Raw genomic sequence first — 22,707 nt, 5'->3', positions numbered from 1 at the left:
GTGCCTTCGGTGAACCGCGGATCAGACAAGGCCGGCCTGCCGTTCGGCGAAGTGGCAGGCGGAGGCCTGGTCGTCTCCGTTGGTGGGGAGAATCCTCGGTTCGGCGCTCATGCACTGCTCCTGGTCGGACTCCTGGAGAGTGATGAACTTCTGGCACCTCGTCCGGAAGCTGCAACCCGAGGGCGGGTTCGCGGGGCTGGGCAGATCGCCTTCCAGGACGATGTGGGTGCGTGACCGCTCCCGCTCGGGGTCCGGAACGGGGATGGCGGACAGCAGGGCCTGGGTGTAGGGGTGGCTCGGGTGTTCGTAGATCGCCTTGGTGGCACCGATCTCGACGACCTTGCCCAGGTACATGACGGCCACCCGGTCGGCGATGTGCCGGACCACGGACAGGTCGTGCGCCACGAACAGGTAGGCGAGCCCGAGCTTGGCCTGGAGCTCCTCCAGCAGGTTGACCACACCCGCCTGGATGGACACGTCCAGGGCCGAGACCGGCTCGTCCAGGACCAGGAGTTTGGGCTCCAGGGCCAGGGCCCGCGCGATACCGATGCGCTGGCGCTGCCCTCCGGAGAACTCGGCGGGGAACCGGGTGGCGTGCTCGGTGTTCAGTCCGACGAGCCGGAGGAGCTCGTAGACGCGCTCGGTCACCGCCTGGGCGCCGACCCTGTGGGTGCGCAGCGGTTCGGCGATGATGTCGAAGACCGTCATGCGCGGGTCCAGGGAGCTCATCGGGTCCTGGAAGACGATCTGCATGTCACGGCGGAGCGAGAAGCGTTCCGACCGGGAGAGCGACCCGACCTCGCGGCCCATGACCTCGATGCTGCCGCGCTCGGGCTTCTCCAGGCCCATGACCTCCATGAGCGTGGAGGACTTCCCGCAGCCGGACTCGCCGACCAGGGCCAGGGTCTCCCCCTCGCGGATGTCGAAGTCGATGCCGTCCACCGCGTAGACGGTGCCCACGCGGCGCTTGAACACCGAGCCCTTCATCAGGGGGTGGTGCTTGATCAGGTCCCGGACCCGCAGGACCTCCGGGAGGTCTTCCCGTCGAGCCGAGGCCGCCTCGGCCTCGGGGATCTCCGGCACCGGGTAGATGTCCTGGGCCGTCCACCGGTTGGCGTCGATCTCCCCGGACCGGATGCAGGCCACGCGCTGCTCGCCGTCGTCCCGGACCCGGGTGCGGCCGTCCTCGGTGCGGACGGCGGACCCGACGGGGAGGAGGTCCGGCTCGGAGTCGTCGCACTCGGGTTGCGCGAGGGGGCAGCGGGGAGCGAAGGGGCAGCCGGGGGGCAGGGCGCTCAGCGAGGGCGGGTTGCCCTTGATCGGCACCAGCGCGCCCTGGTCCTCCAGGTCCATCCGGGGCACCGCGCCGAGCAGCCCCATGGTGTAGGGCATGCGGCTGCTGTAGTAGATCTCGTCGACGGAGCCGATCTCCACGGGCCGTCCCGCGTACATCACCAGGAGCCGGTCGACGAACCCGGCGACGACGCCGAGGTCGTGGGTGATCATGACGATCGCGGCGCCGGTCTCGCGCTGGGCGGTGCGGAGCAGGTCGAGGATCTGTGCCTGGATGGTGACGTCCAGCGCCGTGGTGGGCTCGTCGCAGATGATGACGTCGGGGTCGTTGGCCATCGCCATGGCGATCATGACCCGCTGGCGCATACCGCCGGAGAACTCGTGCGGGAACGAGCGGTACCGCTCCGCCGGGTTGGGGATGCCGACCAGTTCGAGGAGTTCGACCGCGCGGGCGCGGGCCTTGGCCTTGCCGCCCTTGGGGTTGTGCACCATGACGGCCTCGGCCAGCTGGTCGCCCACGGTGTAGACGGGGGTGAGGCCGGACAGCGGGTCCTGGAACACCATCGAGATGACCTTGCCGCGTTTGCGGGCCATCTCCCGGTCGGACTTGCCGAGGAGTTCCTCGCCGTGCAGGCGCACAGAGCCGGTGATCTCGGCGTGGTCCGGGAGCAGGCCCATGGCGGCCATGGAGGAGACCGACTTGCCGGAGCCGGACTCGCCGACGATGCCCAGGACCTCGCCGCGGTGGACGGCGTAGCTGACGCCCCGTACCGCCTTGACGTCGGGGTTGTTGTTGAACCCGCGGAAGGTCACGGTGAGGTCGGTGACCTCCAGGACCGGGGTCGGCCGGGTGCGCTCGGAGTCCGCGGCGGCGGAGTCCACGATGGTCTCGGTGCTCATTGGTGTGTCTCCCCCTACTAGGACCGACGCGACTTGGCGGTGGGGTCGAGGGCGTCGCGCAGCCCGTCCCCGATCATGTTCACTCCCAGCACCAGCAGCACCAGCAGAGCCGTGGGGAAGATGAAGACCCAGGGTGCGGTGGTGGCGAACGAGGCGCCGTCGGCGATGACCACGCCGAGGCTGACGTCGGGGGACTGCACACCCAGCCCGAAGTAGCTCAGCGCCGTCTCGCCGATGATCGCGGTGCTGACCATGATGGTCGCGTCCGCGATGAGCAGCGACGACATGTTCGGCAGGATGTGCCGGAAGATGATCTTGTACGGGGGGACGCCCATGAAGCGGGCGGCGTGGATGTACTCGCGTTCACGGAGCGAGATGGTCAGGCCCCTGACCATCTTGGACGTGACCATCCAGCTGAACGCGGCGAGCAGGACGACCAGGATGAGCCAGCCGCCGTTGCCGACGAAGTGCCGGGACAGGATGGCCAGGATGACGAAGCTGGGCAGGACCAGGGCCAGGTCGGCGATCCAGGTGAGGGCGCGGTCGGTGAACCCGCCGAAGTAGCCGGCGAACGCACCGACGAGAGCCGCCACCACCGTCGAGATCAGGGCGACCAGGAGGCCGATGAGCAGTGACTTCTGCAGACCCGCCGTGGTCTGGGTGAAGATGTCCAGCCCGGTTCGGTTCGTACCGAACCAGTGGTCGGGCGAGATGCCCTGCAGGAGTGCGGTGTAGTCGCGCTCTCCGACGTTCCAGGGGCTGATCACCGGGCCGAGGAGGGCGAACAGGGTCAGCAGCACGAGGATCACGATGCCGACGATCACGCGCCGGGTGGCGATGAGCTGCCGGGCGAGGTCCTTGATCCGGTTGGGTGCCGGAGGCGAGGCGGGGACGTCCTGGGTCGTCTCTGTGACGGTGGTCATGGCGTGGTCTCCAACAGGGCTGCTGCGAGGGTGTCCGGGCGGGGCTCGCGGGTGCTGGTCTGGGCGGCTCGGTGCGTCATCGTCACACCCGCACTCTCGGGTCGAGCCAGGCGTAGATGATGTCGGAGAGGAACGAGGCCGCCATGATCGTGACGGCCATGAACCAGGAGACCGCCGCGACCACGTGCACGTCCTGCCGCGCGATGGAGTCGATGAGCCAGGCGCCCATGCCGTGCCAGCCGTAGATCTTCTCGGTGAAGGTGGCCCCGGACACCAGGGCGCCGAAGGTGAAGGTGAAGTAGGTGATGGTGGGGATCAGGGCGGTCCGCAGGGCGTGCTTGAACAGCGCCCGCCTCCGGGTGAGGCCCTTGGCCATGGCCGTGCGCACGAAGTCCGAGCCGAGGACGTCCAGCATCATGTTGCGCTGGTAGCGGGCGAAGGCCGCGAACAGGGCCAGGGCGAGCACGAGGGTCGGCAGGATCGCATGGTGGATCCGGTTGACGAGGGTCTCCCACCAGTTGCCCTGGAACCCCGCCGAGTACTCGCCCACGTACTTGAGGAAGGTGAACCCGAGTCCGTCGTTGACGGCCACGGCGAGGACCTGGATGACGATGGCGATGACCACGGTGGGGATCGACAGCACGAAGAAGGAGGCCCCGGTGGCGGCCTTGTCGAAGGCCCGGTACTGGCGCACGGCGGCGTAGGCGCCGATGGCGATCCCCAGGGCGCTGCCGAGGATGGTGGCCACGGTGATGAGGCGCAGGGTGACGCCGGCCTTCATCCACATCTGTCCTGAGACTTCGCCGCCCTGGATGTTCTTGCCGAAGTCACCGGTGACGACACCGCTGATCCAGGTCGCGTAGCGCTGGGCCAGGGGCGTCTGGTCGTTGAGGTTCAGCGTGTCGAGCTGACTGTTCACGACTTCGGGCGGCGGCGGTGGCTGCATCTGCTCGAAGTAGACACGCGGCTGAAGGTTGGTCGCGGCGAGCAGGTAGGCGAAACTCGTCGCGAGAAAAATCAGCACGACGTAGTTCAGCAGCCGCCTGGCCAGGAACTTGCCCAAAACTATCTCCGAACCTCACAGCCGAGCCCGGCGCTTGATCTGTCTTGATCCTCTGCGAGTCGTCGGCACTGGGAGTGATCCGGGTCGGGCAGGGGCGCGTGCCCTGAGCGGTTAGCCCGGGTAAGCACACACGCTCCGCCGACACCGCGAGGGTTGCCCCCGGTGACCGCCAAAACACACTGACATCCGGTTCACGTTCCGTGACCGGAATGTCAAGAGTCTGGACGATGTCTAGACACTTGACGGTAACCAGCACATCAAGAAAGGACAACGGTGGCAATTTGGACGGCAAGTTCGTATGCATTTGTCAACTTTTGCACGTTACGCATCCAGTCAACTCCATTGCGTGATGCAATCCTACTGACCTGCGTAAACGGAAATCAGAGAAGTCAAAAAGTCAACGTTGTTTACAAAAAGTCGTTCTTCCCACCGATTCGTCATCCCATTCACGACGGCTGGCAACGCGTGGGAAACAATCTTCACCCCCGCAACGACCAAACCCACCACCACCGGCCGATTGGTCACACAGCGTGATAGAAGCAGCCCACACGAGCAGACGAGACGCCCTCACGCCTCCCCGGGCCTCGTCACCGCGCGCAGCGGCCGTTAACCGCCGCTAACGGGACTCCGTGAACCCGGCTTACGGACGGAAGCCTCCGAACCTGCTTCCACCTGGGAGAACGAGAGTGACGCGGACGGCACCGGCGGGCGTCCGCGCGGTACCAGCGGGGCCGGGGAACCGGTCCTGGCCATTCCCCACCACGTCCCCAGCGAACGGGCGGCGTCACCGGCGGCGGACAGGCCCGTCCAGGCCACCGGCCCCACCGGGGCCGCGCCGTGACGGCGCCGCCAGGACAGCAGGTGCGGAACGGTCAGCAGAGCGGTCGCGGCCAGCGCCCGGCGTCCCGAACGCCCGCCCCGGCCGACCCCGCTCACAGCCACCGCCGCCACCAGCGGCCACCAGGTCGTCCGCGCCACCCGCGCAGCGGTTCGCGCCGTGTGCCCCAGATCGGTCGCCACCGGCCGGACCGCGTCGGCCACCGGGGTTCCGGTACCGCTCACGAGCCCGCGAACCCTCACCGCGGCTCCCGCAGCGCAGACCGCCAGCCCGGGCAGGGGCCGGCCGGCCAACACCAGGCCCAGAGCGGCCGCGTCCCACAGGGACAGTTCCGGGCCGGCCGCCCACCGTCCGTGCCGTCGGGCCAGAGGAGCGGCCGCGGCCCCGGCCTCGAAGCGGCCGCTCAGGTAGGAGTGGATTCCGGTGGGCATCACCGTGCGCACGCGCGACCGCGGCTCGTACCGCACCGACCAGCCCTCCTCCGCCAGGCGCCACAGCAGGTCCACCTCCGCGGCCGCACCGAGGGAGGGGTCCGGGTCGGCGGTGCCGCGGCGCACGAACAGCGTGGGGACCGGCTCCAGCGGTTCGGTCGAGGCGTGCTCGTTGGGCGGGGCGGGCCGACCGGGACCGTGGTGGCCCTGCCCCCAGGGCAGTACCGGCGCGGGGTCGGCGCCGCGGTCGGCGTGCAGGGCGCTGAGGGACGCGACGAACATCCCGCGGGGGCCGCAGCGCAGGCGCTCGGGCAGGACCCGGGGCACCACCGCCGCGACCCCGGGATCGGCGAAGTGCCCCAGGGCGGCCTCCAGCCAGCCGGGGGCGGGCAGGGTCCCGGCGTCCAGCAGGGCGACGATCCCGGCGTCACAGGCCTTCAGTGCCGCCGCCCGCGCCTCGGCTCCGCTCATCGGTCCGGTCACCACCCGCAGGCCGCGTTCACGGGCCACCCGGACGGAGAGCCCGGTGGCGCCCACCACGACCGGGCTCAGAGCCGGGTACGCCTCGGCGATCCGCGCCAGCGCCGCTTCCAGTCCGAGGTGGTCGCCCGTACCGACCACGGCGATCTCCACGTCGGGCGCCGGGTGGTCGGATACGGAGTGCGGGCGGGCCGGCGCGGGGGCCGGGTCCACGGACGCGGGACGCGGGTGGGCGAGACCGGCCTCGACCAGCACCCGCGCGAGCCGGCGCTCGCGGTCGTGGGAGGGCGCGGCGCCGCTGAGCCAGCGGATGACGGTGCTGACGTCTCCGGGTGAGAGGCGAAGAGCGCGAGGGGGTGAGCCTCCGACGAGGACGTGCCCCTCGTCGGTGAGCCGGGCGGCGCGGTCGATCTCGACGCCGAACCCCTCGGGCAGGGGGTCAGGGGTGGGCAAGGGCATGGCACATACCCTGTCGGGTGACCCACACCACGCGCAAGGCCGCACCAAGTAGCAAAATTCAGACGGTCTTCACCAAATCGTTATCGGCCCACGAGAGGGCCCAGGGGCGCGTATCCCCGTCCATATCCGGTGCCGACCGGGCTCCCCGAGTCGACCGGAAGCCGCTTTGCCCAGTTCAAGCAGGGTTACCCTGTCCGGACGAGGTCGACCGGGTCGTCAAGGAGGCACGGAGCGTATGCTGAGCGCGAGTAGGCCCTTCAGTGTCGTAGGGCACACCCCACACCAGACATGACCACCCTCCACGGCCGGCTCCCAGGCCACGCCACCGTCCAGTGTGAAGCCCCGCGGCTTCTCCCCCATCGCATGCCGCCACCCTCGTACCGCATCCCCAGCGATACCGAGCCGTGTCCCTCCCTGCCCCAGGGGGCTTCGCCCCGTGTGTCCACCTCGCGCCGTGACCCGTTCCGGGCATGGACGCTTCGAGGGCCAGGCGCCAGTCCAGCCCTGCCCTCGAAAACACATCCTCGGGGAGTGAACCCTCTTGTGTGAGACCGCAGCCCCTCGTTCCGCGCCTTCGCACCCGCTCCAGACGACGTCGGTCCCTCTCCACCGTCCCCAACGCCCGGCGAATCCCATGGAAGAGTCCAGCCGTACCCCGCCCCGAACCGACACCGCGCACCGTCCGGCCCGCAGACGGTTCCCGGGACTGCCCAGCCAGATCGCCTACGCGCGAAGATTTGTCGCGCGACAGCTGGCGGCCTCGCCGGAACAGACCACCGCGACGCTGTTGACCAGCGAGCTCGCCACCAACGCCATCACCCACAGCGCTTCGGGCCGTGCCACCGGGAAGTTCGAGGTGTGCGTGCAGCACGCGCCCGGGTGGGCTCGGGTGGAGGTGCGGGACCTCGGCAGCACGACGGAATCCCCGCAGCCCCAGCACCGGGACCCCTACGACACGGCCGAGCACGGCCGCGGCCTGGACCTGGTCGAGGCGCTCTCCAGCAAGTGGGGCACCGAACCGCGCCGTGACGGCCGGGGCCGCCAGGTGTGGTTCGAGCTCGTGTGGGACGGCGACGACCGGGATGCGGACCGGCCCGAGTGAGAGCCGGTTCGGTCCTGGAACGGGGTGCTGCCGGTCGTGGTGTCCGTGCGTCGCCGTACCGGGGGCGTGCGTCGTCCCTACTCCTCGGGCCCGGTGGTGTCAGCGGGCGCCGCGGCGGCCCCCGCGGTGTCGGCGGCGGGCACGTCGGTGCCCGTGGCGGGTAGTTTGTAACGCTCGTAGAGCTGACGGGCGTAGTCCTTCGCCTCCTGCGACGGCTCGTCACCGAGCTCGTCGCGGACGAGGTCATCCAGGCTCTTCTTCGAATCATCCATGTGAGGCAGCCTGCCTGGACTGCGCGGATAGCACAAATCGACATCCCGGTGACACAGAGGAAGGGACCGGAATCCCCCGTTTCACGGCCCTTTCCGCCCTTCACGCCCACCCCCGCGCCCGGGCGTGTCACCGTCCCCGACCCGATGGGAAAGTGACGATGCGACAGACCCACAGCGGACGACTACCCCTGCTCGTGGCCCCGGCCTTCGCCCTCGTGGCGACGCTGTTGCTGGTGGCCCTCGCGGAGCGGACCGGCCCGGTCCTGCTCTGGGGCGGCCTGGCCACCCTCGTCTCCGCGGTCCCGTTCGCGGTGCCGCAGCGCCACCTCCACCCGGCGGTGTGGGCCTGCGCGGCCCTGGTCACGGTCCTGGTGGTCCTCGGCAGCGCCTCGATCGGCTTCTTCTACGCCCCGGCCGCGATCGCCCTGCCCCTGTCCCGCTACCTCACGGCCGAGCCGGACGGCGGACCCCGGCCCCGTGGTGACGACCCGTGCGACCGGAACCCCCGCGAGAACGCCCTGCGCGACCGGGGCTGACCCCGGGGCGGAACCCGCCTGAAGCTCCGGAACGGCGAAGGGCGCCCCGCACGGATCCTGTCCGGTGCGGGGCGCCCTCGTATCGCGCGGTGGTGGAGCCTACTTGTCGGCGTGCTCCTCGGAGGACTCCTCGGCGTCCTCGTTCCTCCGGACCTCGCCGGCCCCGCTCTCGGCGGTGCTGCCGCGGCCCGACGCGTCGGCCAGGCCCTTGGCCTCGGCCTTGGCGCGGTACCTGGCACGGCGCCGCTCGTGGCGGGCTGCCGCCTTGGCCTCGCGCTTCTCGCGGCGCACCTCCACGAGCTGGTAGAGGACCGGGACCAGGACCAGGGTCAGCAGGGTCGAGGTCACCAGGCCGCCGATCACCACGAGGGCGACCGGGGCGGAGACGAACGCTCCGCCGCCGGCGAGGCCCGTGGCCATCGGCACCAGCGCGGCGATGGTGCCGGCCGCGGTCATCAGGATGGGCCGCAGGCGGTGCCGCGCGCCCTCCACGATGGCCTCACTGAGGTCCATCCCCTTCTTCCGGTTCTGGTTGATCAGGTCCATCAGCACGATGGCGTTGGTGATCACGATGCCGATGAGCATCACCATGCCGATCAGTGCCGCGGCGCCGATCGGGGTGTTGGTCAGCATCAGCAGGCCCAGCGAACCGGTGGCGGCGAACGGGACCGAGACGAGCAGCATGAGCGGCTGCATCAGGCTCTTGAACGTCGCGACCATGATCAGGTAGCAGATGATGATCGCGGCGAGCAGCGCCAGCCCCAGCTGGGCGAAGCCCTCGGTCTGGTCCTGGCTGACACCGCCGAGGCTGGCGGCGGCACCCGAGGGCAGGTCGACGCTGTCCAGGGCCTCGGTGATCTCCATGCTGACCGCACCGAGGTCGGAGGCCGTGGGGTTGGCCGACACCGTGGTGCTGGTGACACCGTCGATGCGCGTGAGCTCCGGCGGCTGCCGGACCTCGGTGACCTCGGCGACCTCGCTGAGTTCGATCTCCTGCCCGGTGGGCGTGGGGATCGGCAGCTCCTCGAGCTCGGCCACGGTCTGCGGCGCGTCCTGGACCAGGACGACGACGTCGCGGCGGATGTCCTCGATGGTGGCCTTGCCGACGTTCTGGCCGTTGAAGGCCGCGGAGACCGTCTGGCCCACCATGGCCTCGCTCAGGCCGAGCTCGGCGGCCTCCTCGCCGTCGACGTGCACCTCGAGCGCGGGCTGCGACTCGGAGATGCCGCTGGTGACGTCCTCCGCGCCGTCGATCCCGCGCAGCTCGTCCTCGATGATCCCGGCGGCCTCGGCCAGGGTGTCCTGGTCCTCCGCGGTCACACGGACCTCGATGCCGGAACCGCCCATACCGCCCGTGGCGTCCAGGCGCGGCTCGTACTCGGTGTCGAGGTCGGCGAAGGTGTCGCGCAGGACGTCGCGGTTGCGGATCTGGTCGGTGTCGGGGTCGGCGGTGATCGTGTAGTCGATCTGGTCGCCGCCCCCGCCCATCATCGGGTTGCCGCCGATGTTGACCTGGTAGGTGTCGATCCACGCCATCCCGGCCAGGGCTTCCTCGACCTTGGCGGCCTCGGCGTCGGCGGCCTCCAGGGACATGCCCGGGTCGAGTTCCTGGATGACCGTGTAGGTGTTCTCCTCGGCCTCGCCCAACCAGTCCGTCTCGGAGTTGGCGGCCATGACGGCGGTGCCGCCGAAGATGGCCACCGAGGCGGCCAGGGTGACCACCGTGGCGGTCTTGCGCTTGGTGGTGATCCAGCGGATGACCGGCAGGTAGGCGCGCTGCAGCGGGGTGCGCATCTCGCGCTTGTAGGCCTCGCGCTCGATCTCCTCGAGGCCGGCGTCCCCGACCTCGGCGGGCCGCAGGAACCAGTAGCACAGGACCGGGGTGATGGTCAGGGCGACGAGCAGCGAACCCCCGAGGGCGAGGCTGCTGGTCACGGCGAACGGCATGAAGATCTCGCCGACCATGCCGCCGACGAACGCCAGCGGCAGGAACACGGCGATCGTGGCCAGGGACGAGGAGGCCACGGCGGTGGCGACCTCGCGGACACCGTCCTTGACGGCGGCCATCCGATCCTTGCCGTAGTTCATGTGTCTGCGGATGTTCTCCAGGACGACGATGGAGTCGTCCACCACCCGGCCGATCGCGATGGTGATCGCCGCGAGGGTGAGCATGTTCAGGGTGAACCCGAACGCCTGGATGCCGATGAAGGCCACGAGGACCGACACCGGGATGGACACCGCCACCACCAGGGTGGAGCGGATGGAGAGCATGAAGACCAGGATCACGATGACCGAGGCGGCCAGACCGTAGGCGCCGGCCTCGAACATGTCGGTGATCGAGTCGTTGATGAAGGGCGCCTGGTCGAAGACGACGGACAGGCTGATGTCGTCACCGAGCAGGTCGGACTGCTTGTCGAGCACGTCCTGGACACCGTCGGAGACCTCGACGGTGTTGCCGTCGGGGGTCGCCATGATCATGAGCGCGACGCTGGGGTTGCCGTCCAGGCGGGCGATGGAGGAAGAGTCCTCGGTCACCATCTCGACGTCGGCGACCTCGGAGAGCTGCACCGGGGAGGGTGCCGGGGCCGGCGGGGCGCCGGGCACGGCCGCCGACGGGTCGACGCCCTGCGAGGGCTGCACCCACACGTCCTCGATCTCCTCGAGGGCGGTGAGCTGGTCGCCGGTGGTGACGCTCAGGCTGCGTCCGTCCTCGTCGATGGTGCCGCCGGCCATGAGCAGGCCGCTGGACTCCAGCGCGTCGGACAGGTCCTGGGTGGTGATCCCGGCGTCCTCGAGCTCGTCCTCGTCGGGAGTGACCTCGACCCGCTGGTCGGGGACGCCCGCCAGGTTGGCCGAGCGGACGCCGGGGACCGACTCCAGCTCCGGGATGAGGACGTTCTCGATCGAGGAGGCCATCGCCTGCTGATCGCCGCTCTCGGTGCTGGCCGCGAGGAGCATCACCGGCATCATGTCCGTGCTCATGGCCATGACGGAGGTGTCGACGTCCTCGGGGAGCATCCCGGAGATCTGGTCGACGGCGACCTGGGCCTCGCGGACCAGGGCGTCCTGGTCGCGGCCGTAGTCGAACTCCGCCATGATCTGCGCGGAACCGGTGCTGGAGGTGGAGGAGATCGAGTCGACGCCCTCCACTCCCTGGAGGGCCTGCTCCAGGGGTTCGGTGACCTGTCCCTCGACCACCTGGGGGGTCGCGCCCTGGTACTGGGCGGAGACCATCACCATCGGGAGGGACATCTCGGGGAAGAGCTCGCGCTTGGCCGAGACCGCGGCGAGGACGCCGAAGAGCAGGACGGCCAAGGTGATGAGGAGGACCAGCGCCCGGTTGCCGAGCGACATGACCGATAGGCGGTTCACGCGTTCGTCCCTTCCGCCTGGTGGACGGAGGCCCCGCGCGTGGGGTGCTCCGCGCAGAGGGCCGTTGAGGCCGTTCTGGACATGAGAGGTGCTCGCTCCTAGCTCGCCGTGTGTGGGACGGCCGGACCGGGATGTGCGGCGTTCGTCTTCGAGCGCGCACTCACTGGCTCGGTCTCGGCACCGATCCGCGAGGACGTGTGTGGGGGGATGCAAGGGTGTTCATCCGCGTGGTGCGGCCCTTGTCGAAGGGCTGCGCATCCGCCGGGCGCACCACTCACCATACGTCGCGTTATATCGGAAGTTCAGCCGACCCAGCCCGGTTCAGGGAACTCTCAGGGACATGTCAGCCTTCTGTCAGGGTTCCCTCCGACCAAAGTTAGGGACGCTCGCTGGAAGTCGGAGATTCCCCGGCCTGAAGTGGGTCTTCGCACCCTCCGAACGAGCCGGGTCCTGTAACGGACATCACATGGCCAGTTTTGGCCCACCGGAATAGTGCACACGGGGTGAGCGCGGCACGGGTACACGGAGCACCGCCCTCCGTACCCGGGGTGACCACACGGGCCCCGGAGGGCACACCCTCAGCAGGCGCCACGGGGAGGGCGGAAGAGGCGGGGGGAGAGCACTCGGCCCGGGCGCGGCAAGGAACCCGGAGGCGGCCCCGGCGGAGTGGTTTCGGACCGGCGCGGCGCGGTGACTCAGACAGCCGGGGCCTGTTCCCCTGGTTTCCTCTGGAGCTCCGGGGCCTCCTGAAGGCCCTGATCCTCCGGGGCCGCCAGGGGCTCGTGGGGCTGCGTGGTGCCCCAGACGACACCGAGGAGGTCCTCCAGGGCGTGGGCGAGGGAGGCGTCGACGAGTTCGTAGCTGACCTGGCGGCCGCGGGCGTGGGTCCGCACGAGGCCGCAGTCACGCAGGCAGGCGAGGTGGTTGGAGACGTTCTGCCTGGTGAGCCCGAGCCGGTCGGCGAGCCCGGCGGGGTAGTCCGGCCCCTCCAGCAGAGCCAGCAGGAGACGGCACCGGGTGGGGTCGGACAGGGCGCGACCGAGACGCTGGATCGCGGAGAGGCGCTGCTCGGAGGTCAACATGAAAATCATTGTACACCGCTTGCTGTATAGACAGCCTTCGCTGTATAAACAGTGAAGGCTGAACTATTGGCCGGGGGCATCAGGGGCGCCGAAGCGGGCGGCACCGAAGCGGCATCCAGAATCGAGGAGGGAACCCATGGGCGCGGGACACGACCACGGACCGATCACCGCCGGGGCCGCCAACAGCAAACGGCTCGCCCTGGTACTGGGCATGATGCTCGTCGTCGCGCTCGTCCAGGTCACCGGAGCCGCCTTCAGCGGCAGCCTCGCCCTGCTCGCCGACGCCGGCCACACCGTCACCGACTCCTTCGGCGTCGCCCTGGCCCTGGCCGCGGTGTGGATCGCCGCTCGGCCCGCCACCAGCAAACGCACCTTCGGCTTCCAGCGGGCCGAGATCCTCGCCGCCGCCGTCAACGCGATCGTGCTGTTCGCGCTGTGCGGGTTCATCGTGATGGAGGCCGTCGACCGGCTCCGTGAGCCCGCCGAGGTCTCCGGGCTCGGGATGGTGGCGGTGGCCGCCTTCGGCCTGGTGATGAACGTGGTGGCGCTGTTCGTCCTGCGCTCGGGGGCCGAGGAGAGCCTCAACGTCAAGGGCGCCTACCTGGAGGTCATGAGCGACGCGCTGGCCTCGGTGGGTGTGATCGCGGGCGGCCTGGTCGTGTGGCTCACCGGCTGGCAGCAGGCGGACACCCTGGTCTCCCTGGGCATCGCCGCGATCATCGTGCCCCGCGCGTGGTCGCTGCTGAAGGAGGCCGTGCACATCCTGCTGGAGGCCACCCCCAAGGGGATGGACCTGAGTGAGGTCCGCGCACACCTGATGGGCCACCCCGCGGTGATCGACGTCCACGACCTGCACGCCTGGACGATCACGTCCGGGGTCCCCGTGATGTCCGCGCACGTGGTGGTCTCCGAGGAGGACCTGCGGGACGGCGGGAGGATGCTCGACGAACTCCACGAGTGCCTGACCGGGCACTTCGACGTGGAGCACTCCACACTCCAGCTGGAGCCGCCCGGGCACGCCGACCACGAGGGCGCCCGGCACCCCTGACCCCGTGCTCCGCCCGGCCTCCGTATCCGAGGTCAGGCGCACTGGAGCCTCGACCGGACCAGCCACCCCGTCTGGCAGAATTGCGCAGGTTCGGTAAGACCCCAGCTAGTGACGACAGGTGAGCACGGGATCATGTGGTGGAGATCCACCACACCCAGGCCGACCAGGACCCGGGTGTTCATGGCAGTATTCGAACGGGTGAGAACCCTCTGGGACCGGCTCCTCCCTCTCCGGAGCAGGCACCAGGGTATGCCGGCGACCCAAAGGGCCCGCACCGCGTGGGGAAAGCCCGCGCGTGCCTTCCTGTTGATGTTCGTCCTGGTCGACCTCCTGGGCACCGGACTCCTCCTGACCCCCGCCGCGACAGCCGGCGACGAGCGGCTGACCCTGGTCGAGGCGATGTTCACCTCGACCACCTCGCTCGCCGTCTGCGGGCTCAGCGTGATCTCCATCGGCCACGACCTCTCCGTCTTCGGTCAGCTCGTGGTCCTGGCCCTCATCCAGGTGGGCGGGATCGGCATCATGACCCTGGCCTCGCTGCTGGGCGCGGCCCTGATCCACCGCTTCAGCCTGCGCATGCAGCTCAACGTCCAGGCGGAGAACCGGGCCCAGGCGGTCGGGGACGTCCGCAGCATCGTGAGCCGGGTCGTCATCGTGTGCCTCACCATCGAGGCCGTGGTCTTCCTCGTCATCACCCCGCGCATGTGGCTGAGCCACGGCCTGGGCCTCGGCGAGGCCCTGTACTCCGGCCTCTTCCACTCCGTGTCCGCTTTCAACAACGCCGGGCTCTCCCTGTACGACGAGAGCCTCACCCGGTTCTCCGGTGACTGGATCATCCTGTTCACCGTCGCGATGGCCGTCATCCTCGGCGGGATCGGCTTCCCCGTCCTCCTGGAACTGCGCCACCACTGGCGGAGCCCCCGGGCCTGGGGGCTGCACACCAAGATCACGATCATCACCAGCGCCCTGCTCTTCGGCGTGACGGCGTTCCTGGTCATCCTCATGGAGTGGAACAACCCGAGGACCCTCGGCGAGCTGCACTGGTGGGCCAAGATCTCCGACGGGTTCTTCCACGGGATCATGCCGCGGAGCGGCGGCTTCAACGTCACCGACACCGGCGCGATGTACGACTCCACACTGCTCCTGACGATCATGATGATGTTCGTGGGAAACGGCAGCGCAGGAACCGCGGGCGGGATCAAGGTCGCGACCCTCGCCGTGCTCTTCCTCGTGGTGTGGTCCGAGGCCAGGGCGCACACCAGGGTGCACGTGTTCGGCCGCAGGCTCGCCCCGGACGTGATCCGGCAGTCACTGAGCCTGATCTTCCTGTCCATGACGGTGGTGGCGATCACCACGGTGTTCTTCCTGCACACCACACCGTTCACCTTCATGCAGACGCTCTTCGAGGTGGTGTCGGCCGTGGGCGTGGTCGGCCTCTCGACCGGGATCACGCCCGACCTCGCCCCCTGGGCGCAGATGACGCTCTCGTTCCTCATGATCGCGGGGCGCATCGGGCCCGTCACCTTCGTCACCGCGCTGGCCTTCCGGGAACGCAAGCGCCGTTACGATCTGCCCGAGGCCCGACCGATGATCGGCTGACGCCGCTCCACCCGCAGGAGCGCCCCACACACAAGAGGTAGGACAGTGCCACAACGCAACAAGGTCTCCGACAAGCGCATCCTGGTCGTCGGGCTCGGCCGATTCGGCAGCTCGTTGGCCCTGGAACTGGTCAACCACGGCTGGGAGGTCCTGGGGGTGGACTCCAACCCCCGTGTCGTGCAGATCTTCGGGGAGTCGCTGACGCACACCGTGATCGCCGACTCCACCGACGACGAGGCGTTGAGGCAGATCGGCGCGGCCCAGTTCAGCAGGGCCGTGGTGGCCATCGGCACCCATCTGGAGGAGAGCATCCTGACCACCTCCCAGCTGGTGGACCTGGGGGTCAAGGACATCTGGGCCAAGGCCACCAGCCGACGGCACGGCCGCATCCTCGAACAGGTCGGAGCGCACCACGTCGTCCTGCCCGAGCACGACATGGGTGAGCGTGTCGCCCACCTGGTCTCGGGCCGCATGCTCGACTACGTGGAGCTCGAGGAGGGGTTCTCCCTCATCAAGACCAAGGCCCCCCAGGCACTGGTCGGCCGCTCTCTCAGGGAAACCAAGGTCAGGCAGCGCTTCGGCATCACGGTGGTGTCGGTGAAACGGGTGGGGGCGTCCTTCACCTACGCCACCGAGGAGACCGTGCTGCACAGGGGAGACGTGATCGTGGTGGCCGGCCGCACGAAGGACGTGGAGGGCTTCGCCGAGAGCGACTGAGCGCCGGACCGGGCGACCGGAGGCGCGCCGTCGGGCCCGAACGCGGCAGGGAGGGCCGGGGGACGGGCCGACGGCGGGCCGAGCGGGGCAGGAGGAACCGGCGGCGGCCCGGGGCGCACCGGTCGTACCCGAGCAGGTCAGGGCGGCCCGGGCAAAGAAGACAAATTGACAACCGTTTTCATTTTCCCGATGATGGACCCATGAGAACTCCCATCGTGCGAGCCGCCGCCCTCGGCGCGGCCACACTCATGATCGCCACCGGGTGCGGAACCGACGGAGGCGGGGCCGACGACAACGGGACCTCCCCCGCCGACGCCGCCCTGACCATCGTCACCGGCGTCTACCCGCTGGAGTGGCTGGCCCAGGAGATCGGCGGAGAGGACGTCGCCGTCGTCCAGCTCACCGAGCCGGGCACCGAGCCGCACGACCTGGAGTTGACCGGACGGCAGATCGCCGAGGTCAGTGAGGCCGACATCGCCTTCTACGTCGAGGGCCTCCAGCCCGCGGTGGACGAGGCGGTCGGCCAGGAGGCCGCCGAGGCCGGCCTCAACGTCGCCGACGTCGTCGAGCTCCGCCCCGCCGAGGGCGCGGACGAACACGACGACGAGCACGCCGAGGAAGACGACCACGGCCATGACCACGGCCACGAGGACGAGGGCGACGAGCACGCCGAGGACGAGGAGCACGCCGAGGAGGACGACCACGACCACGGTGACCACGACCCGCACTTCTGGCTGGACGTCGAGCTCATGACGGAGACCGCCGAGGCCCTCGCCGAGCGGATGGGCGAGGTCAACCCCGACGGCGCCGACCTCTACCAGGAGGGTGCCGAGCGCGTCACCGCCGAGCTCGCCACCATCGGCGATGCCTACGAGGAGCGCCTGGCCTCCTGCGAGCACCGCGAGGTGGTCGTGGGGCACACCGCCTTCACCTACCTCACCGACCGCTACGACCTCGAGCAGATCGGGGTCAGCGGAGTGGACCCCGACAGCGAGCCCTCCCCCGCCCAGATCGCGGCGATCACCGACGTCGTCAACGAGCGTGACATCAGCACGATCTTCACCGAGCCGCTGATGCCCGCCGCCACCGCGGACACCATCGCCGCCGAGACCGGCGCACAGGTGGAGGTGCTCGACCCGCTGGAAGGCGTCACCGACCAGTCACCGGGCGACGACTACCCGTCGATCATGCTCGGCAATCTCGACGCGCTGACCACCGCGCTCGCCTGCGAATAACCCCGTCCCTCCGCGTAACACCAACCCCCGGGGAACATCCCCGAACGTCCCCGAAAAAGCATCGGAGAGAGCGTTCAGGGGGTGTCGTCACCCTCGGGCCCCAGGCCCCGTCGGCACACCGGCGGGGCCTTTTGGTACCACAGGGCATTCGGTACGGGGTGCCCTTTCGGACGTAGGTCCCAAGACCGCTGCTCGCCGTCTGACCTGCGGCGGAGAAGGATCGGACGGGTCCTCGCTCCGCATTCCGATTACATGGCGCTTACATCCTTCCAAACCCCCGGACAAGTGGCTATGGTCACGCTATGCTCGTGAGAGTGGCGGTGCTGATGCACGTGCATCTGTTAGTGCATTAGCACGCCCGTCCCCTCAGAGCAAAAGTCAAGGAGCCAGACAAAAATGACCGCACACAACGGCATCCGCGCGACCGAGCTGACCGAGGCCTCCTGGCAGAAGGCCAAGCGCAGCAACTCGCAGGGCGCCTGCGTTGAGATGGCCCGCCTGACCGACGGTTCGATCGCCATGCGCAACTCACGCTTCCCGGGCGGCCCCGCCCTGGTCTACACCCAGGAAGAGATCGACTGCCTCATCCTGGGCGCCAAGGACGGCGACTTCGACAACCTGCTCGGCCAGTGAACCTCAACTTGTGAGCAGCGCGCCATGGGGTGGCGTGTCATTCGCGGCCTGGTAAGCCGTAACCATTGCTCTCTCCCAGGCCGCAGGGGGGTTCCACACCACTGGAGGGCTCCGCCCGGCGGGCGGGGCCCTCTGCTTGACGCACACCCCGGTCCGCACGAACACGGTCCCGCACGCCCAGGCCCCGCGTCCGGGTTCCCACGCTCGGGTTCACACGAGCTCTCGGACCCCGCGCCCCCGGGTCCACGCACGCGGACCGACGCCCTCCCGGGCCGAGACACGAAAACAGCGCCGGTCGGTACCCGAGGCGCCGCTTCTGAGCTCTTCTGGGGCCAGCCCTCTCGATCAGCCCTCTTCGAGGTCCTTCAGCATGTCCTTGAGCATGGAGAGTGTCTCGTCGGGAGTGGCCGCCGAGACGCTGAGCCTGGTCATGGCCTTGGTGTAGGCCTCGACCGTGGCCGGCTTGTCCATGACCTCGCCGTCGGTGAGCTGTTCGAGGTAGACGATGTCGGAGAGCTCGAACTCGGAGTAGCGCAGGATGGTGAAGGAACCGGCCTCCGCCGCGTGCGCGCCCACCTCGAAGGGGACGATCTGGAGCGTGACGTTCTCGAAGTTCTCGCAGAGGTGGATCAGGTGGCGCAGCTGACCGCGCATGATCTCCCGGCCGCGCTCCTTGCCCCCGATGGGACGGCGCACGGCCGCCTCGTCGAGGATGATCCACATCCGCTTGCCGGCCTCGAGGTGCTTCTGTCTGGTGAGTCTGGCCTTGATCCGCTGCTCGGTCACCTCGTCCGTCTGAACGCCGCCGGAGATGATCTCCCGGGCGTACTCCTCGGTCTGCAGCAGACCGGGGACGAACTGGGACTCGTAGATCCGGATCTGGTCGGCGGCCTCCTCGAAGCCCACGTAGCGGATGAACCACTTGTGGAGGGCGTCGCCGTACTCCTTCCACCAACCGGGCTTGTTGGATTCGGCCACGAGTTCCCGAAATTGCTTCTGGACCTTGCGGTCCGTCACGCCGTACATCTTCAGGAGGTCCTCGATATCGCGGATCTTGAAACCGACCCGGCCGAGTTCCATGCGGCTGATCTTGGAGGCGGAAGCACGAATCCTCTCGCCCGCGGCCTCACTCGTGAAGCCACCGCGCTCGCGATACTGCCTCAGCTGGAACCCGAGGAGCATACGGCGCACGGTGGGGCCACTCCCCTGACGCAATTGAGCGATATCCACCTTCGCCGCCTCTCTGTCATTCTCCGAACAAGGGTATCGGGTCGCTCGGACCCCTTTGCCGTGCGCTCAGGACACTACACGTACACGATATAGCCAGTGCCTCGTTCTGCCCACGGATCGTCCCCGTTCGCCCCTTCGGCCCTCCGGACCGCTGGGTGAGCCGCCCTCGGTGCCCTCCCGCGGGGGGTCACGCCCGAGAACGGGCCTCCTGTCATCGACTCACACGAATTGCGCCCAAACGAACTTTCCGCCGGGCGGTGTGGGAATCACACCCCACTCTCGCGCGAAAGCGCTCACCAGGGCAAGTCCTCTGCCGCCCTCCATGCTCGGATCGGCTTCCCTTCTGCGGGGCAAGCGATCTCCGCCGTCGCGAACGGCGCAGATGAATTCACTACCGCTGCGCATGAGGGAGAGCTGAATACCGGCGTCGCCCTGCCTGGTCAAGGCCAGCGGTCCTCCATGGCGCACCGCATTGGTGACCAATTCGGAAACAACCACTGCCACGTCACCGGACAAGTACTCCATCTCCCATTCGAGGAGCAGAGCCGCGGAAATCTCACGGGCGGCGGAGACCGCCATGGGACGGGGCTCGAAGGTCCACGTCACGGCGTCGTGCCGGTCGCCGCAGACCGGGGTGTTCCAGCGGCGCGAGCCGTGGGTCAGGACCCTGAGCCACCAAGCACCGGTCGGCTTCGACACCGCCTCCGCACACTCCATGCCCTTCACTCCTCACTGACGCTTCGTGCGCCGGGCCGCCAACGAACAGGCGGAAGGCTCGTGCTGGTGCACGCCCCGAATGCACGTGCATCTCGGTCTTGGAGGCAATCGTAGGCCACGCTTGGACAAAGTGCAGGCAAACGCGGACACGAACCCGAAAGGTTTACCGGCCCGCAGGTGAGAGGTATCGCGAAGCTGCTGCGGAAGCGTTACCGCGGCGTTTCGAAAGAGGTCCGCAACCGCCCCCCGGGCACGTACCGACCGGTAGGCATGCGGATAGGATTCCTCCGCGCCCACCACGTGAATTATGGAGGTAACACCATGTCCCCAACGCCTCGTGTGGCGATCGTGACCGGCGCGGCCCGCGGTATCGGTGCCGCGACGGCCGAGCGCCTGGCCCGTGAGGGCCGCGCCGTGGCCGTGCTGGACCTGAAGGAGTCCGACGCCCAGGAGGTCGTGGACCGCATCAAGGCCGACGGTGGCCAGGCCATCGCGGTGGGCTGCGACGTCTCCGACGCCGACCAGGTGACCGCCGCGGTCGACACCGTCGCCGAGCGGCTCGGCCCGCCCGCCATCCTTGTCAACAACGCCGGTGTGCTCCGCGACAACCTCCTGTTCAAGATGTCCCCGGACGACTGGGACACCGTCATGAACGTCCACCTGCGCGGTGCGTTCCTGATGAGCAAGGCCGCCCAGGCCCACATGACCGCCGCCAAGTGGGGTCGGATCGTGAACCTGTCCAGCTCCTCGGCGCTGGGCAACCGCGGCCAGGCCAACTACTCGGCGGCCAAGGCCGGTCTCCAGGGTTTCACCAAGACCCTCGCGATCGAGCTGGGCAAGTTCGGCATCACCTGCAACGCGGTCGCCCCCGGGTTCATCGAGACCGCGATGACCCGCGCCACCGCCGAGCGGGTCGGTGTCGACTACGACGACATGAAGGCCTTCAAGTCCGCCGAGATCCCGGTCCAGCGGGTCGGCTACCCGGAGGACATCGCCAACGCCGTCGCGTTCTTCACCGCTGAGGACGCCGGCTTCGTGTCGGGCCAGGTCATGTATGTCGCCGGTGGTCCCCTGGACTAGGTCTTCCAGGTTCCAGGGGTTCCCACGACCCCGGGACGACCGTGCGAGGCGCCCCGTCGGAGTGTTCCGGCGGGGCGCCGCCGTGTGCGGGGGCGGAGGCCCGGCCCTGCGGCGGACCCGCCTGGCCGGAACCGGCCACCCCCGCCGGTGACGGGTGCGTTCGGTGGTTCGGCGAACATGAGTGTCCGCGGCGCGGGGTACGGTCGCAGACCGACAGGATGAGGAGTGGTTCCATGGCAGTGCGTTGGTACTCCACCGTGATCGAGGCGCGCGACCACCGGGCGCTGGCCCGTTGGTGGGCGGAGGCGCTCGGGTGGCAGACGGCCTTCGACACCGATGAGGAGGTCGTCCTGTGGCCGCCCTGGGCGCAGGAGCTCGGGCCGAAGCTGCCCTTCCACCAGGTACCTCCGGGCCTGGTGTTCGTGCCGGTCGGGCACGACAAGCAGACGAAGAACCGGATCCACCTGGACTTCGCCCCGCATGTGGACGACGACCGGGACGCCGAGATCGAGCGCCTGCTCGCCCTGGGAGCCACCAGGACGGACGTGGGCCAGGGCGACGGGGTCACCTGGGACGTCCTCGCCGACCCCGAAGGGAACGAGTTCTGCGTCCTGTCCTCCCGCGACGTATGACCGCATCGGTCCGGCCCCGTCTCCCCCGTCCGGCTCACCCCCCGGGCATCTGATGAATGCCCTGTAGGAGCTCCCCATGGCAAGCGATTCCACCCCCACGGACCGCGCGCACAGCGTCACGGTCGACACCTCGGTTCCGCACTCCGCCCGGATCTGGAACTACTGGCTGGGAGGCAAGGACAACTATCCGGTCGACCGCGAAGTAGGCGAACAGATCCTGCGGGTCGCACCGGTCGTGGGCGAGATCGCCCGCGTCTCGCGGGCCTTCCTGGTGCGTGCGGTCAGCCACCTGGCAGGAGAAGCCGGGGTTCGCCAGTTCCTCGACGTCGGCACCGGACTGCCTACCTCCAACAACACCCACGAGGTCGCACAGTCCTTGGCCCCGGAGTCCCGCATCGTGTACGTGGACAACGACCCCCTCGTGCTCGCCCACGCGCGCGCCCTGTTGGTCGGCGCCCCCGAGGGCTTCACCACCTACCTCGACGCGGACCTGCGCGAACCCGAGAACATCCTGCGCGCGGCCGCGGACACCCTGGACTTCGAACAGCCGATCGCGCTCATGCTCATGGGCAGCGTGGAGCACGTCACCGACGACGAGGAGGCGTACTCCGTCGTCAGCCGCCTCGTGGACGCCCTGCCCTCGGGGAGTTACCTGGTGTTCAACGACGCCACCAACGTCGTGCACCCGGAGGAGATGGCCAAGCTCGAACAGTTGTGGAACAGCGAGGGGTCGGCGGCGATCGCCCAGCGCACACCGGAGGGCATCGCACATTTCTTCAAGGGGCTCGAACTACTGGAGCCCGGTGTCGTGTCGACCCCGCTGTGGCGCCCCGACTCGACGGACATCGGTGAACCCCGCGCGGTCGACGCCTTCTGCGGTGTGGGACGCAAACCGTAGGTCTTCTCCGAACAGGCCCGTCCCCGGCGGCCGAGGCTGTGACCGGCCCCCGGTACCTACTCGGCGGGCAGGGTCTCCGAGAGATGAACTTGGTCCGCGTCGTCCCGGCTACTGGCGGGCCCCAGGGGGGATCGCAGGCGGGCAACAGCAGCAGCGGAGCAGCGAGT

Annotated in this window: 19 protein-coding genes; 10 read left to right on the top strand and 9 right to left on the bottom strand. The window is 69.1% G+C overall.

The window, feature by feature from the left end:
- Positions 1–21: 21 nt before the first annotated feature.
- The 4 genes from D458_RS0123980 to D458_RS0123965 all read right to left on the bottom strand — a co-directional run bounded on the left by D458_RS0123980 (position 22) and on the right by D458_RS0123965 (position 6,387).
- On the bottom strand, positions 22–2,193 hold the full coding sequence (locus D458_RS0123980) for an ABC transporter ATP-binding protein (protein WP_017589271.1): 2,172 nt from the start codon (positions 2,191–2,193) through the stop codon (positions 22–24).
- Between the two features lie 17 nt (positions 2,194–2,210).
- Positions 2,211–3,116, bottom strand: a complete 906-nt coding sequence (locus D458_RS0123975; protein WP_017589270.1) for an ABC transporter permease — start codon at positions 3,114–3,116, stop codon at positions 2,211–2,213.
- A gap of 82 nt (positions 3,117–3,198) precedes the next feature.
- Positions 3,199–4,179, bottom strand: coding sequence for an ABC transporter permease (locus D458_RS0123970; protein ID WP_017589269.1), 981 nt, complete (start codon positions 4,177–4,179; stop codon positions 3,199–3,201).
- A gap of 606 nt (positions 4,180–4,785) precedes the next feature.
- Positions 4,786–6,387, bottom strand: coding sequence for a glycosyltransferase (locus D458_RS0123965; RefSeq protein ID WP_017589268.1), 1,602 nt, complete (start codon positions 6,385–6,387; stop codon positions 4,786–4,788).
- A 634-nt stretch (positions 6,388–7,021) separates the two neighbouring features.
- On the opposite strand from D458_RS0123965, the gene D458_RS0123960 reads away from it, so the two are divergent.
- Positions 7,022–7,489 carry an ATP-binding protein gene (locus D458_RS0123960; protein WP_193374646.1) on the top strand — a complete coding sequence of 156 codons (468 nt, stop codon included), beginning with the start codon at positions 7,022–7,024 and terminating at the stop codon, positions 7,487–7,489.
- Positions 7,490–7,566: 77 nt separating this feature from the next.
- On the opposite strand, the gene D458_RS0123955 is transcribed toward D458_RS0123960, so the two are convergent.
- Complete coding sequence (locus D458_RS0123955) at positions 7,567–7,761, bottom strand: hypothetical protein (RefSeq protein ID WP_017589266.1); 195 nt, start codon at positions 7,759–7,761, stop codon at positions 7,567–7,569.
- Positions 7,762–7,919: 158 nt separating this feature from the next.
- On the opposite strand from D458_RS0123955, the gene D458_RS0123950 reads away from it, so the two are divergent.
- Complete coding sequence (locus D458_RS0123950) at positions 7,920–8,297, top strand: hypothetical protein (RefSeq protein ID WP_017589265.1); 378 nt, start codon at positions 7,920–7,922, stop codon at positions 8,295–8,297.
- 99 nt (positions 8,298–8,396) lie between these two features.
- On the opposite strand, the gene D458_RS0123945 is transcribed toward D458_RS0123950, so the two are convergent.
- Entirely contained in the window at positions 8,397–11,651 is a 3,255-nt protein-coding gene (locus D458_RS0123945; RefSeq protein WP_017589264.1) for an efflux RND transporter permease subunit, read from the bottom strand.
- A gap of 713 nt (positions 11,652–12,364) precedes the next feature.
- Positions 12,365–12,760, bottom strand: a complete 396-nt coding sequence (gene cmtR / locus D458_RS34085) for a Cd(II)/Pb(II)-sensing metalloregulatory transcriptional regulator CmtR (RefSeq protein WP_051049772.1) — start codon at positions 12,758–12,760, stop codon at positions 12,365–12,367.
- A gap of 127 nt (positions 12,761–12,887) precedes the next feature.
- On the opposite strand from cmtR, the gene D458_RS0123935 reads away from it, so the two are divergent.
- The 5 genes from D458_RS0123935 (at position 12,888) to D458_RS0123915 (ending at position 17,983) form a co-directional block, all read left to right on the top strand.
- On the top strand, positions 12,888–13,799 hold the full coding sequence (locus D458_RS0123935; RefSeq protein ID WP_017589262.1) for a cation diffusion facilitator family transporter: 912 nt from the start codon (positions 12,888–12,890) through the stop codon (positions 13,797–13,799).
- A 249-nt stretch (positions 13,800–14,048) separates the two neighbouring features.
- Positions 14,049–15,398, top strand: a complete 1,350-nt coding sequence (locus tag D458_RS0123930) for a TrkH family potassium uptake protein (protein WP_239648052.1) — start codon at positions 14,049–14,051, stop codon at positions 15,396–15,398.
- Positions 15,399–15,443: 45 nt separating this feature from the next.
- On the top strand, positions 15,444–16,115 hold the full coding sequence (locus D458_RS0123925) for a potassium channel family protein (RefSeq protein WP_017589260.1): 672 nt from the start codon (positions 15,444–15,446) through the stop codon (positions 16,113–16,115).
- A 200-nt stretch (positions 16,116–16,315) separates the two neighbouring features.
- Positions 16,316–17,350, top strand: a complete 1,035-nt coding sequence (locus D458_RS0123920) for a metal ABC transporter substrate-binding protein (RefSeq protein WP_040702735.1) — start codon at positions 16,316–16,318, stop codon at positions 17,348–17,350.
- Positions 17,351–17,746: 396 nt separating this feature from the next.
- A complete protein-coding gene (locus D458_RS0123915; protein WP_017589258.1) occupies positions 17,747–17,983 on the top strand; it encodes a DUF397 domain-containing protein in 237 nt (78 codons plus the stop codon).
- 345 nt (positions 17,984–18,328) lie between these two features.
- Here the strand turns inward: D458_RS0123915 and D458_RS0123910 are convergent, their stop codons facing one another.
- Both D458_RS0123910 and D458_RS0123905 read right to left on the bottom strand, forming a co-directional pair.
- Positions 18,329–19,165: a helix-turn-helix domain-containing protein gene (locus D458_RS0123910; RefSeq protein WP_017589257.1), complete on the bottom strand. Its 837-nt coding sequence runs from the start codon at positions 19,163–19,165 to the stop codon at positions 18,329–18,331.
- A 267-nt stretch (positions 19,166–19,432) separates the two neighbouring features.
- Positions 19,433–19,930, bottom strand: coding sequence for an ATP-binding protein (locus D458_RS0123905; RefSeq protein ID WP_017589256.1), 498 nt, complete (start codon positions 19,928–19,930; stop codon positions 19,433–19,435).
- A gap of 321 nt (positions 19,931–20,251) precedes the next feature.
- On the opposite strand from D458_RS0123905, the gene fabG reads away from it, so the two are divergent.
- The 3 genes from fabG (at position 20,252) to D458_RS0123890 (ending at position 22,540) form a co-directional block, all read left to right on the top strand.
- Positions 20,252–21,010, top strand: coding sequence for a 3-oxoacyl-ACP reductase FabG (gene fabG, locus D458_RS0123900; protein WP_026119637.1), 759 nt, complete (start codon positions 20,252–20,254; stop codon positions 21,008–21,010).
- A 233-nt stretch (positions 21,011–21,243) separates the two neighbouring features.
- Entirely contained in the window at positions 21,244–21,642 is a 399-nt protein-coding gene (locus D458_RS0123895) for a VOC family protein (protein ID WP_017589254.1), read from the top strand.
- A gap of 76 nt (positions 21,643–21,718) precedes the next feature.
- Positions 21,719–22,540, top strand: coding sequence for an SAM-dependent methyltransferase (locus tag D458_RS0123890; RefSeq protein ID WP_017589253.1), 822 nt, complete (start codon positions 21,719–21,721; stop codon positions 22,538–22,540).
- Positions 22,541–22,707 lie beyond the last annotated feature (167 nt).

This window comes from Nocardiopsis ganjiahuensis DSM 45031 (assembly GCF_000341085.1).
Lineage (GTDB): Bacteria > Actinomycetota > Actinomycetes > Streptosporangiales > Streptosporangiaceae > Nocardiopsis > Nocardiopsis ganjiahuensis.
Note: the sequence above shows the minus strand (reverse complement) of the source record. Positions and strands in the feature narration are given on the sequence as shown.

Excerpts from the sequence above, each read along its gene's own strand:
- D458_RS0123915 (WP_017589258.1), top strand. The coding sequence starts at position 17,747 with ATGACCGCACACAACGGCATCCGCGCGACCGAGCTGACCGAGGCCTCC.
- cmtR (WP_051049772.1), bottom strand. The coding sequence starts at position 12,760 with ATGATTTTCATGTTGACCTCCGAGCAGCGCCTCTCCGCGATCCAGCGT.
- D458_RS0123965 (WP_017589268.1), bottom strand. The coding sequence starts at position 6,387 with ATGCCCTTGCCCACCCCTGACCCCCTGCCCGAGGGGTTCGGCGTCGAG.
- D458_RS0123960 (WP_193374646.1), top strand. The coding sequence starts at position 7,022 with ATGGAAGAGTCCAGCCGTACCCCGCCCCGAACCGACACCGCGCACCGT.
- D458_RS0123920 (WP_040702735.1), top strand. The coding sequence starts at position 16,316 with ATGAGAACTCCCATCGTGCGAGCCGCCGCCCTCGGCGCGGCCACACTC.
- D458_RS0123975 (WP_017589270.1), bottom strand. The coding sequence starts at position 3,116 with ATGACCACCGTCACAGAGACGACCCAGGACGTCCCCGCCTCGCCTCCG.
- D458_RS0123905 (WP_017589256.1), bottom strand. The coding sequence starts at position 19,930 with ATGGAGTGTGCGGAGGCGGTGTCGAAGCCGACCGGTGCTTGGTGGCTC.
- D458_RS0123895 (WP_017589254.1), top strand. The coding sequence starts at position 21,244 with ATGGCAGTGCGTTGGTACTCCACCGTGATCGAGGCGCGCGACCACCGG.
- D458_RS0123935 (WP_017589262.1), top strand. The coding sequence starts at position 12,888 with ATGGGCGCGGGACACGACCACGGACCGATCACCGCCGGGGCCGCCAAC.
- fabG (WP_026119637.1), top strand. The coding sequence starts at position 20,252 with ATGTCCCCAACGCCTCGTGTGGCGATCGTGACCGGCGCGGCCCGCGGT.
- D458_RS0123890 (WP_017589253.1), top strand. The coding sequence starts at position 21,719 with ATGGCAAGCGATTCCACCCCCACGGACCGCGCGCACAGCGTCACGGTC.
- D458_RS0123930 (WP_239648052.1), top strand. The coding sequence starts at position 14,049 with ATGCCGGCGACCCAAAGGGCCCGCACCGCGTGGGGAAAGCCCGCGCGT.
- D458_RS0123910 (WP_017589257.1), bottom strand. The coding sequence starts at position 19,165 with ATGCTCCTCGGGTTCCAGCTGAGGCAGTATCGCGAGCGCGGTGGCTTC.
- D458_RS0123945 (WP_017589264.1), bottom strand. The coding sequence starts at position 11,651 with ATGTCGCTCGGCAACCGGGCGCTGGTCCTCCTCATCACCTTGGCCGTC.
- D458_RS0123950 (WP_017589265.1), top strand. The coding sequence starts at position 7,920 with ATGCGACAGACCCACAGCGGACGACTACCCCTGCTCGTGGCCCCGGCC.
- D458_RS0123980 (WP_017589271.1), bottom strand. The coding sequence starts at position 2,193 with ATGAGCACCGAGACCATCGTGGACTCCGCCGCCGCGGACTCCGAGCGC.
- D458_RS0123955 (WP_017589266.1), bottom strand. The coding sequence starts at position 7,761 with ATGGATGATTCGAAGAAGAGCCTGGATGACCTCGTCCGCGACGAGCTC.